Origin of the sequence: Pantoea sp. paga (genome assembly GCF_007558755.1) — a bacterium.
GTDB lineage: Bacteria > Pseudomonadota > Gammaproteobacteria > Enterobacterales > Enterobacteriaceae > Pantoea > Pantoea agglomerans.
Map to the genome: position 1 here is coordinate 134,064 of NZ_VLTF01000004.1, position 14,672 is coordinate 148,735.

9 protein-coding genes are annotated in these 14,672 nt (G+C 49.5%); 2 read left to right on the forward strand and 7 right to left on the reverse strand.

Translation table 11 applies throughout. The features are described from left to right. Positions 1–212: 212 nt before the first annotated feature. Positions 213–8,798: a GH36-type glycosyl hydrolase domain-containing protein gene (locus FOV68_RS13290; protein WP_143991044.1), complete on the reverse strand. Its 8,586-nt coding sequence runs from the start codon at positions 8,796–8,798 to the stop codon at positions 213–215. A gap of 308 nt (positions 8,799–9,106) precedes the next feature. Here FOV68_RS13290 and FOV68_RS24170 point away from each other — a divergent pair, with 308 nt between their 5' ends. Then, positions 9,107–9,262 (forward strand): YnfU family zinc-binding protein, encoded by a 156-nt coding sequence (locus tag FOV68_RS24170; RefSeq protein WP_216844881.1) that lies wholly within the window; start codon positions 9,107–9,109, stop codon positions 9,260–9,262. 118 nt (positions 9,263–9,380) lie between these two features. On the opposite strand, the gene FOV68_RS13295 is transcribed toward FOV68_RS24170, so the two are convergent. From FOV68_RS13295 to FOV68_RS24580, 6 genes are all read right to left on the reverse strand, one after another. Next, on the reverse strand, positions 9,381–9,653 hold the full coding sequence (locus tag FOV68_RS13295) for a hypothetical protein (RefSeq protein ID WP_255473688.1): 273 nt from the start codon (positions 9,651–9,653) through the stop codon (positions 9,381–9,383). A gap of 745 nt (positions 9,654–10,398) precedes the next feature. Continuing rightward, positions 10,399–11,523 carry a macro domain-containing protein gene (locus tag FOV68_RS13300; protein ID WP_143991045.1) on the reverse strand — a complete coding sequence of 375 codons (1,125 nt, stop codon included), beginning with the start codon at positions 11,521–11,523 and terminating at the stop codon, positions 10,399–10,401. Beyond that, the gene (locus FOV68_RS13305; RefSeq protein WP_143991046.1) at positions 11,520–12,857 is read right to left on the reverse strand and encodes a DarT ssDNA thymidine ADP-ribosyltransferase family protein; all 1,338 of its coding nucleotides are present in this window, start codon (positions 12,855–12,857) and stop codon (positions 11,520–11,522) included. Before FOV68_RS13305 ends, FOV68_RS13300 begins: the two co-directional genes overlap by 4 nt. A gap of 211 nt (positions 12,858–13,068) precedes the next feature. Next, positions 13,069–14,082 (reverse strand): tyrosine-type recombinase/integrase, encoded by a 1,014-nt coding sequence (locus FOV68_RS13310; RefSeq protein ID WP_143991047.1) that lies wholly within the window; start codon positions 14,080–14,082, stop codon positions 13,069–13,071. Between the two features lie 50 nt (positions 14,083–14,132). After that, positions 14,133–14,276, reverse strand: coding sequence for a hypothetical protein (locus tag FOV68_RS24400; RefSeq protein WP_255473689.1), 144 nt, complete (start codon positions 14,274–14,276; stop codon positions 14,133–14,135). 230 nt (positions 14,277–14,506) lie between these two features. Next, complete coding sequence (locus tag FOV68_RS24580; RefSeq protein WP_370513290.1) at positions 14,507–14,617, reverse strand: helix-turn-helix domain-containing protein; 111 nt, start codon at positions 14,615–14,617, stop codon at positions 14,507–14,509. On the opposite strand from FOV68_RS24580, the gene FOV68_RS24585 reads away from it, so the two are divergent. After that, positions 14,589–14,666: a tail fiber assembly protein gene (locus tag FOV68_RS24585; protein WP_143991117.1), complete on the forward strand. Its 78-nt coding sequence runs from the start codon at positions 14,589–14,591 to the stop codon at positions 14,664–14,666. The genes FOV68_RS24580 and FOV68_RS24585 overlap by 29 nt on opposite strands. Positions 14,667–14,672 lie beyond the last annotated feature (6 nt).

Here is a 14,672-nt window from a genome sequence, read left to right on the forward strand (position 1 = left end):
ACTGAAAAAATCAAAACCACAAGATAGCATGGGCTTCGCGCGGGAAAACAGGGCAGGGCGACAGATAATTGTGGGCAGGTTGAACCCTCGCCATTCACCAGAACGCTGCCGTTGAACTGCCCGTGCTGACGCCGGTGGCAGCTCAACGGCTCGCTTGCTAAGGTCACTGAATCTCCTCTTTCACCTGATGCAGGCGGAGTGTCTGGTTTAACTTAATCTGACGCAGAGCCCAGCCAGACTTCAACCTGATGTTCCTGGCTATGGCTTTCCAGCGCTATTTCGTCGCCGTCACACCGTTTGCCATCCAGCCACAGCTGATAGGTGCTGTCACCGCGAGTAACCCGGATGTTGTAGATCCCTTCTCCCTCACGGTAGACGATTTTTATCTCTGACCAGTCAGCGGGCAGCTGTGGGCGAAGAGACAGCGCGTTGCCGCGCCGGCTTATCCCAAGCAGACTCTCACTGATAAGCTGATAGGCCCAGCCTGATGAACCGGTATACCAGGTCCAGCCGCCTCGCCCGCTGTGGCCTTCAGCCGCATACACATCCGCAGCCATCACATAAGGTTCCGCTTTGTAGATCGCCATATCCTGTTGATTGCCACTATGATTAACCGGATTAATCATCGAGAGCAGGGACCAGGCGCGCTCTGTTTCACCCATCGCCGCAAAGGCCATAATCGCCCACAGCGCCCCATGGGTGTACTGACCGCCATTTTCCCGGACGCCCGGTAAATAACCGCGAATGTAACCCGGATTTGGCCCTGCGCCATCGAAAGGCGGAGTGAGCAATTTAATCAGCCGGTTGTCCTTATCAACCAGATGCTGATAAAGCGCCGCCATCGCTGACCGGCATCTGGCGTCCTCGCCTGCACCAGAGAGTACCGACCAGCTCTGGGCAATGGCGTCTATCCGGCACTCACTGTCAGCATGTGAACCGAGCGTCTGGCCACTGTCAAAAAAGCCGCGCAGATACCATTCACCATCCCAGGCCGCATGGTTAAGCGCGGTTTTGAGCGTCTGCGCGTGCTCCTGACAGTGGCGGGCGGTATCGGTATCGCCGAACCGCGCAGCCAGCGCGGCAAAGCGGTCCAGAACCGTATAGAGGAAGAAGCCGAGCCAGACGCTTTCACCTTTGCCGGCAATCCCGACGGTACTCATACCATCGTTCCAGTCCCCGGAGCCCATCAGCGGGAGGCCGTGCTGGCCGAAATTAAGGGCGTGGTTAACCGCGCGAACGCAGTGCTGCCATAGCGTTTCATTAATCTTACTGACGCCCGGAAGCTCATAGACAGACTCTTCGTCCTCTGCCAGCAGGCGACCTTCAAGGTAACTAACTGGCTGTGACAGCAGCGCCATATCATCGGTTGCCTGCACATAGCGGCACAGCGCATAGGGCAGCCACAGGTAGTCGTCGGAGCAGCGGGTTCTGACGCCACGGCCAGCAGGCGGATGCCACCAGTGCTGTACATCTCCCTCGATAAACTGGCGGGATGCACACAACAACAGCTGATCGCGCAGCCGCTGCGGGGCAGCGTGGGTCAGCGCCAGCGTATCCTGCAACTGATCGCGGAAACCAAAGGCACCACCGGATTGGTAATATCCGCTGCGCGCCAGCAAACGGCTGGCCAGCGTCTGGTACAGCAGCCAGCCGTTTGCCAGTAAATCGACCTCCGCTGCCGGCGTCTGGATTTGCACTTTAGTCAGTAGCTGGTGCCAGTGCTGCTTAACCCTGGTCAGCTCGTTCTGAGCTTCCCCGGTGGAGAGGAACTGTTGCATTAGTGCGGTCACTGCACTCTCATCCTCCCCCACGCCGAGGGCAAACACAAAGCTGCGGCTGTCGCCGTCAATCAGTGTCGTCAGCGTCTGCAGCGCGGCGCAGGGATCTATTCCTGCCCCGGTATTACCCGACAGACCACGAACATTCATCATCGCGGGCTGCCGTGTAGTGCCGTTACGACCCAGACACTCAAGCCGGTTGCCGCTGTGCGCAATCCGGGTACCTGTGACGGCAAAAAAAGCGGTCCGCGCAGAGCCCGTGCTGTTATAAAAGTTTCTGGCCAGAACCGCGTTGCCTGTGGCGATAGCGGCAGGGGAGGTCACCACATGCCTTGCGGAGCGGCTCGCCAGCTCACCCAGAACCCATTCGACGTATCCGGTAATCGACAGATTACGCGTTTTGCCAGAGAGGTTACTCAGCGTCAGCAGGGAAAGTCTGACCGGCGCCTCCTCTGCCACGAACACCGTTAACGTGCTGCTGATGCCATACCCCGTGTGTTCAAACGTGCTGTAACCGAAGCCATGACGGGTCAGATAATCCCCCTTGCCGCGAACCGGAAGCGGCGTCGGCGACCAGACATCACCCGTCTCTTCATCACGCAGATAAAGCGCTTCGCCAGAGCTGTCACTGACGGGATCGTTGTGCCAGGGCGTCAGACGATATTCATGCGCGTTTTCATACCAGCTATAGCCCTGGCCACTCTCGGAAATGACGGTGCCCAACTGGCTGTTGGCCAGCACATTGCACCACGGCGCAGGCGTCTGCTGCTGGCCGGAAAGAATGATGTGATATTCGCTACCGTCCTCGTTGAAGCCACCGGTACCATTGAAAAACTGCAACCGCTCCGGCGAAATGGTGACGGCTGCAGGCGGCGGCGTCTTACTGACCGATGGAAACGCAAAAGCAGGCGGGGTGCGCACCGGTTTTAACAGCGTGCTGAGCTGATCGGCGAGGCTGCCGTTCCGGCCTTCCAGCACGACCGCCGCGACGCTCAGCAACAATTGCAGATCGTCAGCGGAAAAACTTTCGCTTTTGCGGATAAATATGCCGCCAGGTTTGTCCGCCTGCTGCCGTTCATCTCCGGCGGGGATCAGGGTCGTGAGCTGATTGAACAGGTTCTGCTGGTAGCCGCCCTGGTCGCTGTTCAGGATGAGCAGATCGACCGTCAGCCCTTTTTGTCGCCAGTACTGGTGCGCCTGAATGAGCGTGGTGACCAGGTCGAGCTGATTATCGTTTTCTATCCGAACCAGAAGAATCGGCAGATCACCTGAAATGGCATGGCGCCACAATGACTCCTGGCCCAGCCGGTTCTGCATCAGCGCGTCTGATTCGCCACGCATTTCGGCGCTGGAAAACAGTACGGCACTGGCCAGCTGATTAAACAGGCTGGTATCTTCGGTGCGGATATTCAACTGACGCAAGGCGACCTGACTGTGGGACCATGCCAGTTCAAACACCCGATCGGCGCTGATGTGGTTACGGTACTTCTCAATCAGCGCAATAGTGGTGTCACGCTGAAGTGTCACACCGTAAAGCATATCGATGGTGACGGTCTCTCCCGCTTTTAACGTCACTGACTGGCGAATTGATAACACGGGATCTAACACCGCTCCCTGCTGACCCGTTAATTCATTGCCCGGCATCAGCGCCTGAGCATCGGCTGGCGTCCTGCCGCGCCCGAGAAAACGAGCCCGGTCGGTTTCAAAAGAGGTCTGGCGGCCGGTATTGCCATGTATCGCCATCGCGTGAAACATCCATGCCGTCACTTCTTTCTCTTCACGTGGCCGACGGTGAGCCAGAATCGCTTCCAGCCTGTCAACGATCTCAGTCTGGACGAACAGATTACTGAACGCAGGGTGAGCCATATCGCTGGCTGCTGGCGCCAGTACCACTTCGGTGTAGCTGGTGATATCAAACGGGCGGGTCTGACGGGAACGGTTAGTGACCGTGATGCGTCTGATCTCCACATCATCTTCCGGGGAGACCACGATATGCGTGTGAATGCTGAAGGTGCTGCCTGAAGCGTCAAATTCAATCCCGGCATCATTGAAACGGGTTTTATAATGCGGACGCTCGCAGCAGGTCGGCTGATAGCTGTGAGCAATCACTTCGGCGGATTGCTGATCGGTAACGTAGCAGAACGTTCCGTAGTTGTTGCTGGTGCTATCCGCACGCCAGCGGGTGAGTGCCAGCCCCTTCCACTGGCTGTAGCCTGTCCCCGCGTGCGTCACCATCAGATGATAATCTGCATTGGAAAGCAGCTGAAGTTGTGGCTGGCGCGGATCTGAACCACTGAATTCACGCTGGTCGGGAATGCTGCGCTGCTGTTTAGGGTCACTGTTTTCGACAAAACTGCGGCGTGGGGTATAGAGCTCAATATCATCAGGCACTTTTTCCTGAAGCAGCAAACGCGAAGACTGAAACAGTGCGCTGGACATAAAGCGCGCGACCATGGGCGCATCCAGCAGCTGGTGAGAGAGCGCAAGCAATCCCATCGCCTGATGATGAGCCATATACGATTTGACGATCGCAAATGGCTGACCGGGAGCCAGTCGATCCGCAGTGAAATCCAGCGCTTCGTAATAACCGTAGTCACCGCTGGCACCCATTTTTTTAAGTCTTATCAGATTAGCCGTCGCCTCATGTGGCAGCACCATCAGCGCCAGCAGCGTCGCATAGGGCGCAACAACATGATTGTCATTCAGGCCGCGTTTCAGCCCCAGTTCCGGCGTACCAAATGCCCGATACTGGTAGTTATGATTGACGTCAAACGCAGCGTAACCCGATTCCGAAACACCCCAGGGCGTATCAGTACTGTTACCCGAGGCAATCTGTTGCCTGACCGCCGATAACGCCATCTTTTCCAGCAGCGTGTCGGGGTAAACCGGCATGACCAGGTGCGGCATCAGGTATTCAAACATTGAGCCGCTCCATGACATCACGGCGGGCTGGTTATTAAGCTGAGTAAATAAGCGACCCAGTACAAACCAGCTCTTGGCAGGAAGCTGACTGGTGGAGATTGCAAAGTAGTGTGTCAGGCGGACTTCTGAAGGGAAAAGGTCATATTTGCTGGCGTCCAGCAGACCGCTGTCCATGTTGTAGCCCACGCTGAGTAAAGACGTGGCCGGATAATAGAGAAAGCGGAAGTCCATACTGGCGTGATCGCTAAGGCGGCTGTCCAGCTCCAGCAGGGCAGCCATCCGTTCGCGGGCGGCCCATATCACAGTCTCTGCCTGTTTTTCCGGGAGTCCGGGGCGGTTCAGGTTCAACTCAGCGAGCCACAGCAATGACGGAATGTCGGCAGGTAGTGGCGCATCCGGGCTAACCCAGCTGAAAAGGAGGGCCCACTCCTGAGTAAAATCGACCAGCTGCTGATGGAAAAGCGCCGGCCAGTTTACCCGCGTTGTCGGAAGATAAGCCTGTTCTGCCACCACGCTTAACGCCAGCAGAGCCTGCATCCCGGCGTGAAAATCGGCGGGCGAAGCGCGCTGCATCAGGCTTAGCTTAGCTGCGATTTGTTCCACAATGTCGCTGCGGGTGTCGCTCAGTTGGTTTTTAAGCAGTGAGAAGGTATCGCTGAGACCTTCCAGGATACAGGGAAGAGACATCACCGGCTGGTATTTCCACTGCGCCAGGCCCGCCTGAAGGGTTACAAGGTGAGCCGCCATATTACCGCTGTCTACCGTTGAGACGTAGCGTGGGTTCAGCGGTTTTAACGTCTGGGTGTCATACCAGTTATAAAGATGACCTCTGAAATGCTCCATTCTATCAAGGGTATCGAGGGTGTCGAGCGTCCGGCTGATGACCCGATTCTGGCTGATGTAACCAAAATCCCAGGCCGTCAGGTTTGCCAGCAGCGACAGGCCAATGTTGGTCGGTGAGGTCCGGTTGGCCACCCGCGACTCCGGAATCTCCTGCAGATTATCCGGCGGCAAATGGTTGTTATCACTGCTGGCAAATTCGTTAAACCAGGCCCAGGTTTTACGCGCGGTGCGACGCAAAAAGATGCGCTGTTCCGCTGAAAGGCTGCCTGGCTGAGCGCGTTTAGGCTGGCTCATGCGGCTCAGTAACGCGGGGGCGACGGCCCACAATAATGCGAGCGCCAGTGCGACATGCGTCATCGACGGCATGCTCAGGCTGGTCAGAAATACCAGAACCGCGCCTGCTACCGGATTAATCCACATGCGGCGGTAGAAATGGCGCACATCAGGCTCGACAGGTTTCTGTGATGAAGCGCTTTTCCACTCGTTCAGAAAGCGGTGGCTGATAGTCAGGCGCCATAAGGTTACGATAACCGCCTTCAGCGACCAGTAACTCTCGTGAGGCAGGACGGCCAGCGCCAGGCCAGCGCGGGAGAGGCGGTTAAAGGCATCGGTGACCAGCATGGATAGATGCTGCCGCCAGGCACGCTTTTTACTTTTCGTCACCCCATCGATTACCAACGCTGGCAGCCCCGGAAGCAGCAGAAAGAGCATGATGCATCCGACCCAGAATACCGGGTTCGGCACTATCGTACACAGCATAAACACCAGCATCAGCAGGGCTGGCGCCACCAGGCTGCGGCGCAGATTGTCTGTTAATTTCCAGCGGGAAAGCGCACTGAGCGGGTTTTTTTGACGACTGCAATCTTCCTGCCGCACCTGCAGCCGTAGCCAGTTAAGGAGTTGCCAGTCCCCCCGCACCCAGCGAAATCGGCGGGCAACATCGCTCAGGTAGCTATCCGGATATTGTTCATACAGTACGACGTTACTGACCACACCGGAGCGGGCATAACATCCCTCCAGCAGGTCATGGCTCAGCACCAGATTTTCCGGACAGGTATTGCGTATCGCCCGGCTAAAGGCAGCGACATCGTAAATACCCTTGCCGACAAATGAGCCTTCACCAAACAGATCCTGATAAATATCGGATGAGAGTGAGGAATAAGCATCATTCCCCGGAATGCTGCTGCACAGCCGGGCATAGCGGCTCTGACCGTTAACCGGTATCTCTTCAGCCAGACGAGGCTGCAGGATGGCATAGCCTTCAACCACCCGATTTTTGAGATCGTCGAACACCGGCGCATTGAGCGGGTGGGCCATGACGCCAATCAGCTTATGCGCAGTCTCACGCGGCAGTATTGTGTCGCTGTCGAGAGTAATCACATATTTAACGCTGTGCAGCTGCGCCTGCGTGGCACCTACCGTGACGCTGAAGGCGTTTTCTTCACCCTGAAGCCAGCGATTCAGGGCATGGATCTTACCGCGCTTGCGTTCATACCCCATCCAGACGCCCTGAGAAATATTATGGGTGCGGTCACGGTGTAACAGGGAGAAGAGCGCAATATCCGATTTACCTCCGCTGTAGCGCCGATTCAGCGCTTCCGTTTTCAGCACGGCGTAACGGATAAGCGCGGCGTCATGATGATGATCCTGTTCGGCGCTATCGGTAAAGTCGGTCAGTAACGCAAAACTGATATTCGCTAAGGCGTTACCGAGATAGCAGATTTCCAGAGAGCGCAACAGGGCGTCTGTTCCCTCATTGCTGCTGAGTAAACAGGGGATAATTACCAGTGTGCGGTTATGCTCCGGTACCGCCAGAGCATAATCGAGTCGGGGCAGGGGAAGCGGATGGCGGCTGCGGGTGGTCAACTCGCTCAGCAACTGCAAGGCTAGCTGGCTGCTGACAATGATGGCGGGCAGCACCAGCAACCAGAGTAAAGATGCCATGCCCGCCTGATGAGTGCTGTAGAGCATCTCGGCGGTAAACGCGGTTGTCAGCAGTAAAAGGCTGCCTAACCAGGAGAGCAAAGGGGTCTGGCTCAGATGCTGCCGGCTCTTGTTCAGCCACGTCACCTTAACGTCAAGCTGTTGTTCCAGTTGCTGAAATCCTTTATCCAGCAGGTAATAGCCGACATGCTGCTGACGCAGGGGAAGATCAGGCTGGCTTGCCAGCGTCAGCACAGCCTGGGCGACTTCACGTTCATCAAACCGACTGTGCCGCGCCAGACGTTCAATCACGTGACGGTAGTCATCGCGACTGTCAAAATGCATCAGCGGGTATGTCCCGGTGGGATCCTGCTGCAGGACTTTCTCAACCACGCTGACGGATTCGACAAAGGCCTGCCAGTCAATTTCACCGAGTTGCCGCAGGCCGGTAATACTGTTGCTGACAGAGAGCTGACTCAGGGCCAGCTGCCGGTTGAACTGCTCAATGACTTCCGAGGTTTTCCGGCCGGTATTCTCCAGCTGTTGTTCGACCCAGGTTAATGTCAGGGTATTGTTCTGGCCACTTAATCGCCGTTCAAGTTCAGCGACGAAAGCGCCGGAAACCTGCGGGTTCTGGCGGGCCATATCAGCGATGACCAGAATAACTTTTGACGCATCTTCGGCGGCAGTGGAGAGGATATCGCTGATCCACTGCTCCGCTTTATTACGTTCCTGATGTACCCTGGCGACGTCAGCCGCAATCCGGGCCAGATTGTTGATAAGCGCAAACCGTAACATGGCAGGCAGGGCCCACAGTTCGCCGAGCAGCAGGGGCGTAACGCGCTGGTAGGCAGCGATAAAAGGATGCAGGACGCTGGTTTCCAGTCTGCCATCACTGTGCTTAATCATCTCCTCGGCGATAGCCTGGATGCGCAGGTAATGAGCCGACTCCTCCAGCATGGGCAGTCCTTTACCGAATTTGGCCGGTAACAGGTGCCGGACCAGGCGGATCTGCTCTTCAATGATGTAAAAATTATCCAGTATCCAGACGGCCGCCGGTGTCTGGCTGCGTTTATCGCCTTCACTCAGGATCTCTGCGCTGCGCGTCAATGACAGTTCATTATCTGCCAGCTGCTGCAACAGTCGGTAGGACCATTTTCCACCCGACAGAGTATGCGTTTTCGCTAATTTTTCGCCGTAGTTATCCATTTGTTCAGCCGAAAAAATATCTGGCCGGTGGGCCTGATAAATACCTTCAGTCGGGAACAAAGGAAAATGCTCATCGGGTAATTCACTTTCCCGGCTGAACCACGTCGTCAGTTTTATTTTCACACTCATTTCCTTGCGCTTACGCAGCAGCTGGATCCGGAAAAAAAGAAAGGATGACAAAAAGGAGCCAAAAGAAGGGCTGGAGGTGATAAACAGGTGTAGATGATATTGATTATAGTCCTGTTTCCGTTATTCGTAGCTATCCTGATTAACCGGCTGGCGTTCCTTTATGGCGATAAAATAAAGTTAAAAAAAATAAACAGCTGCCTTCTCCTCACCTTAGCCCTTTTTAACATCAGAGCCGACAGATAAAAAAAATTAATTTACCTGCACTGTGTTACGCTAATGGCAACATTTCAGAGGATAACGACATGACCTGGTTGAGCTTTCTCTTCGACGCGCTACACAGCAGCGAAACCAATACACAGTGTCCGGTGTGTAAAAAGTTTTCCAGACAATCTGTAGCTAAAAAGAATAAAGGACAGGCAGTCTTATGCCCTCACTGTAAGTCATTGTATGTTATATAAAGTCCGTCGTCTTTTTAGGTTGTGATCACCACGCAGCAGCAGGTCATACTGTTTAACCTTATCCCTCATTGAGGCAATTTATCCGTAACATGTTTTTCAATGCGCTGATAATTCTGCATTATCTTTCGTACTCGGTGAAATAACGCTGTGATTCACCCTGGTCGAGAAATTCGAATGGTGAAGGTTGAATAATATCTGGTCCTGCAGACCACGCTTCATTAACTCTTGAAATAATATCGCCTTCCTGAAGCGTCAGAAGGTTATTAATGCGTAACACAGCAAATCTGCCATTTTCAAATTCGACCTGATACAACGCAACTTTCTTCAGCGGCATGATGGTTCTTCCACGAATTACCCGGCAGCAGAGTTCAGCACTCGATGAACTTTTCATGATAAACCTCTAATCTATTCATACTCTTCTGTTCAATAAATTAATCTGCAAAATTGTGAATCTGACCTCAGCGCACACGTTGTGCAGATTTCAATTGGCCCGTCTGGACTGTATTTGTTCATATCCGTAAATATAGCGGGTTGATGAAAATAATCTGATACACCCTCTGCAGGGTTTAAAAGTGACTCCGGGGTATCAGTCGGGTTATCAGAATGAGGATGAGTGGCGTTTTTTACAGGGAAAATGGTGGGTAAGAGAATGTGAGGTTAAGCAGGGAAAGGAGAGGTGAAACGGCAATATACTGAAGCCTGCCTCCCGCTGACTTGGTTTACCCTGCGTGGCCCCGACCAGTGGGAATAAGCGCACTAAGGCATCACCACGGCGCCTGTTGAGTTCGCGAAAGGCCGCACTTTCGATCTGATGGAATCGGATATCAATCAGCAGATTTCCGGCCTGTCGGGTTAGCTGTCGGTGGCTTAACAGAAAAATTTCAGATTTTTATAGAAAGAGAGAAACAAGGAATGGGATTTGAAGGACAAACAAAAAAACACCCTGAAAGGTGGCTTCGATCTGCTGATTAAACAGCTAAAATTTGGTGGCCCCTGCTGGGTTTGAACCAGCGACCAAGCGATTATGAGTCCCAATTTAAAGTGAATTAAATCATTGGGTTACTGATTTTTATGTTTTGTTCAGGCCGAATAGTAACGAAAAGTGGCGCATAGCGCTGAGCTTTGCTGCCACTTTATCAGACATCTAGGAATTCAAAATTTTCATCAGGATGAATTGGTTTCGATTTAGTCTTTGTTGCAGCAAAAAAATCTTTATCTTCGATATTTTTTCTTTTAAGAAAATAGGATTTTATTTTATTATCGAGAAAGTAGGACTTCTGATTTTCTAACCAAAATAAATTTCCTGTTGTTAGGAAAACGGTTTTGGCCATAAAAATTCTGTTCATAACGCTGGGTAGATATTCTTTTTTATCGAAATTATTAAATGGATTTCCAGTTGAGAAAATTGAAATATTTAACGGGCTCGCATTTTTTTTTAATTTCTCTGCCGATTTTGTAATTCCATAAGGAAGAAACATTCCAGTTTTTATGCCTTTTTTTAAGGAGGAAAATGCAATCTTTTTATCAAATGAAGATCCTCCAAAAAGAACACTTAATTTATTTGATTCACAAAAGTCAAGCAAACGTAATATGAATTTAGTTTCTTCAATGTCAGGGTTCGTGCTTGCAATTATTGAAATGTCATAATCTTCAGGTTTTTCACCAATGAAATAAATATTATTAGTAGTGTATCTTGAAAGGCTTTTAGGATAATCATAACTGTTAATTTTTATAGTATTAATATGTAAGTCATCAAGTTCTTTCAGCTGATTAGATGACAGCGATTTTTTGTTTTTAAATTCTCGAGATGATTTAGGATTAAATACTAATATGCGATTGTCGGAGCTTGATAGCTTTGAGAGGATCATTTTTTTCACAATGCTCCAATCAAGGCCGCCATGCCCACATCCTAAAGCAGGCAATGTAATTGTGAGTCCTTTTTTATCTTTTAAATATTTTTCTAACCATATTAAACCCTTATCAATATATTCATATTCAGAAGGGTTTTTCCAATGGTCTTTAGTCGGAAAGTTTATTATTTCAAGGCTAATAGAAAACATATCTCCTTCTTTCCAGACTGTAGGGTTTCCTGGAGAGATTTCATTATTCTTACACTGCATAACGTATTCTTTATACATTTTAGGGTATTTGTTTTTAAATAAAAGGGCAACGCCCGCTCCCATAACACCGACACAGTTAACAGTATTGATACGAATATCGGCATCAAAATCAAAAAAATCTCCTTCGACGAACTCAATCATAAATCATCCTCAAGATATTTGTACATTTCTTGACGCAAATCTTCAATTTCATCTTGATATTTTATCACCCAATCTGGATTGATTGCACCCATATCAGCTTTTGCTATTGATATTAATAGGTTAACATCAGTCCTGTTACGGATTATTTCTTCTAACTGACATTTTTTTCGGCATTTAGCTAGAATATCACCAACTAAGTCGTCATAAATCACTAGCATGTGAATTCTTCTTATATCACTTTTAGATAATCCGGATATTTCATCACATAATATCCTTTTCAGCATAGGTAGAGATTTTCGCGGATGATCTTCATCCACTTTTTGTATACCAGTTTCCCATCTTGATTTCGGGCCTTTACCTATATCGTGTAAATAAGCAGAAAGTATTAAAATCAATTTCTCATTTTCATTATACTCATTGAACATGCTGTCTTGTTTGACTAACGCTGCCACAGACCTACTGTGCGTACCTACGCATTCTTTATGAATAATATTATCGGTTTCGAGACCATCTATATCTTCAAGTTCTTTAATACATGAAAAATTTTTTTCAATTGCATCAACTAATGATTTCAAATTGGTGTGGTGACAATCTTTTTTTTGGTTTTCTATAGTTTGATTTATATTTTTCTTGGTTAGAAGATATAGCTGTCTTGGGCCGGTTATAATATTGGTTCTTTCTTTTTTGTCGAATATTGTGAAGTAATGATGCTTAAAGTGTTTTTCGTAGTCTGTTACAACTGGTAAAGAATCTATATTGTTCTTCGTAAGAATCTCTTCAATGTGTTTTTTGAATTTTTCATTCCACACAACAATATGAGAAAATTCATTAATGTTTACTTTTCCATAGATTAGCATCTCAGCCATTTTGTTGTGCCTGTCATCATCATTAGGATAAGTCCATTTGTAACTGTCAATTGCATCCCAATCAAGGTTATTTAAATCTTCAGGTTTGTTATAGAAAGTAGGGGGAGGGTTTGTATTTGCAGACGATCTTGAAAAGACAACATCATCATCAATCACTTTCTCAATTGGAATAGCTAAATACATGATGTCAATCTGGTCAAAGTTTTTAGATTTCACTATATTTAAAAGCATTGGTGTTCTTTTCGCAAAGTAGAAGGGGACATAATCATGTACAACTCCTCGTTTTCCGCAGGTTACTGCCATAGTGCTACGGCGCTGCTGTATGCTACCATTCGCAATATCGTCATGAGTTATATTAAGGCTGTTTTTTAAGTTAGTGCTTAATAGTCCATTAGCAATTATATCTTCAAAGTTGTATACAGAAGTAAAGTGATAAGCAAAACGTCCTTTGCATTTGTTAGGAATCATATCATCCTTCCTGATTTTGATTTGTTGGATTAAATATTGTTGGTAGTTTAAGGTTTTTTTGTTAGGTAGTTAGATCAATAATCAATATATATCGCTAATATATGTAATATCAACCACATTTTTGGTTTTTTTAAGTTATTGATCTGTTTGTAAAAATAAGCTAGGTGGAGTGGTGGGGATTTAATTCCTAGATTTTAACGTTATTTTGGGACTAAATTTTATTTAGTGGATTAAGTATCACCGCTTCTGACAAATGATCGGGGGCAAAGTGTGCATACCTCATTGTTACCTTGATATCCGTATGCCCCAAAATCCGTTGAAGCACAAGAATATTGCCACCATTCATCATAAAGTGGGAAGCAAAGGTGTGACGTAAAACATGCGTCAATTGCCCGGCAGGTGTCTCGATTCCGGCACGTTGCATGGCCTTTCTGAAAGCTGAATAACATGGTTTAAAGAGCAACTGCGCTTTCCTGCTCGATGGCAGTTCAGCCTGTAATTTTTCAGTTATCGGCACCGCTCGGTTTTTCTTGCTTTTAGTTTTCACGTAGATGATCTGACCGGCGCGGATTTGGTTGCCCTTCAAGCCTTCGGCTTCACTCCATCGTGCACCTGTTGCCAGGCAGATTTTCACAATGGTCGTCAAATCTTTAGATCGGCTGTTCTCACATTCGGCGAGGAGGGTTCTAATTTCCTCAATGGTGAGATACGCCATCTCTGATTCACTGATTTTAAACTCGCGCACGTTCTCTAATGGGTTCGGTGCCGTCCATTCATCTAACCGGCGTAGTTCGTTAAACATCGCCCTGAAATACGCCAGCTCTAAATTAACAGTGCGCGGCGTAACCGTCTTCACTCGGATGGAACGGGTGATCTTCCCGCTTAATCGCTGCTCACGATAAGACGCCAAAATTTTCGCGTTGAATTCGGTAGCCAGTGGATTTCCCATCGCTTCGCAGGCGAACGCCATCGTAGTTCGCCGCTTCTCGCCATCTGCCAACGTGATGCCATGCGTGTTGAACCACAATTCAACCAGCTCAATTACCCGGCGCTTATCTGTTTTCTCTCCCAGCCAAGGTTTGTTCTGAGCCTGATCTTTTACAAACTTCTCAAAAGATTGCGCTTCGCCTTTAGTGGCGAACTGGCGGCGAATCCTTTTGCCGTCGCGGCCGTTTGGGAAAACTTGTGCCTGCCATTTCCCGTTGGGTAATTTACTGATCGCCATGCTGTGCCTTTATAGATACTCAGTGCGGGCAACGACTTTGCCCAATACCTTTATGTCGTCTGCTTTGCATTCGAATGAGGTTTTTCCTTCTCAACACGAATACGTCCTCCAAGAAAACGATATAGCTCCTTAACGCTGATGAGCTTATCGATCTCGATTAGCCACACCCCATCGGTGATCTCTGCGGCGGTCATATCAACCAGGTAGTTCTGCTTCTCAAAATGTAATGACAGAGCAGGTTTAACATCAATGGGTAGAATTGCGCATCATATTCAACCTAATCAGATGATGAAAAGTTCCCATTTGTGATTTTTCTGCGTTCGATTATGGTTGATAAAGCTTCCTGGTTTGTGATGTTTGAATCACCGCGGCCATACGTTAGCCACTCCAGCGAAGTACCGATTTCCATAGAGCAAATCAAAACTCAATCAGCAGGAAAGTTCCCACGCATTATGCGGTTAGCCATAGTACTTTGAGACACGTTCAAATGGCGGCACAGTGTCTGGATGAAGTACAGGAAGGTGGTACAGGCCATCGACGTGTCGGGCGCGCCGGTTTTCAGTTGGCCGGAAAAGCCCGTCTGATGGGCA

Bases quoted from the DNA above. Each gene is read 5' to 3' on its own strand.
- FOV68_RS24580 (WP_370513290.1), bottom strand. From the start codon at position 14,617: ATGGCCTGTACCACCTTCCTGTACTTCATCCAGACACTGTGCCGCCAT.
- FOV68_RS13295 (WP_255473688.1), bottom strand. From the start codon at position 9,653: ATGAAAAGTTCATCGAGTGCTGAACTCTGCTGCCGGGTAATTCGTGGA.
- FOV68_RS24585 (WP_143991117.1), top strand. From the start codon at position 14,589: ATGAAGTACAGGAAGGTGGTACAGGCCATCGACGTGTCGGGCGCGCCG.
- FOV68_RS24170 (WP_216844881.1), top strand. From the start codon at position 9,107: ATGACCTGGTTGAGCTTTCTCTTCGACGCGCTACACAGCAGCGAAACC.
- FOV68_RS24400 (WP_255473689.1), bottom strand. From the start codon at position 14,276: ATGACCGCCGCAGAGATCACCGATGGGGTGTGGCTAATCGAGATCGAT.
- FOV68_RS13300 (WP_143991045.1), bottom strand. From the start codon at position 11,523: ATGATTGAGTTCGTCGAAGGAGATTTTTTTGATTTTGATGCCGATATT.
- FOV68_RS13310 (WP_143991047.1), bottom strand. From the start codon at position 14,082: ATGGCGATCAGTAAATTACCCAACGGGAAATGGCAGGCACAAGTTTTC.
- FOV68_RS13305 (WP_143991046.1), bottom strand. From the start codon at position 12,857: ATGATTCCTAACAAATGCAAAGGACGTTTTGCTTATCACTTTACTTCT.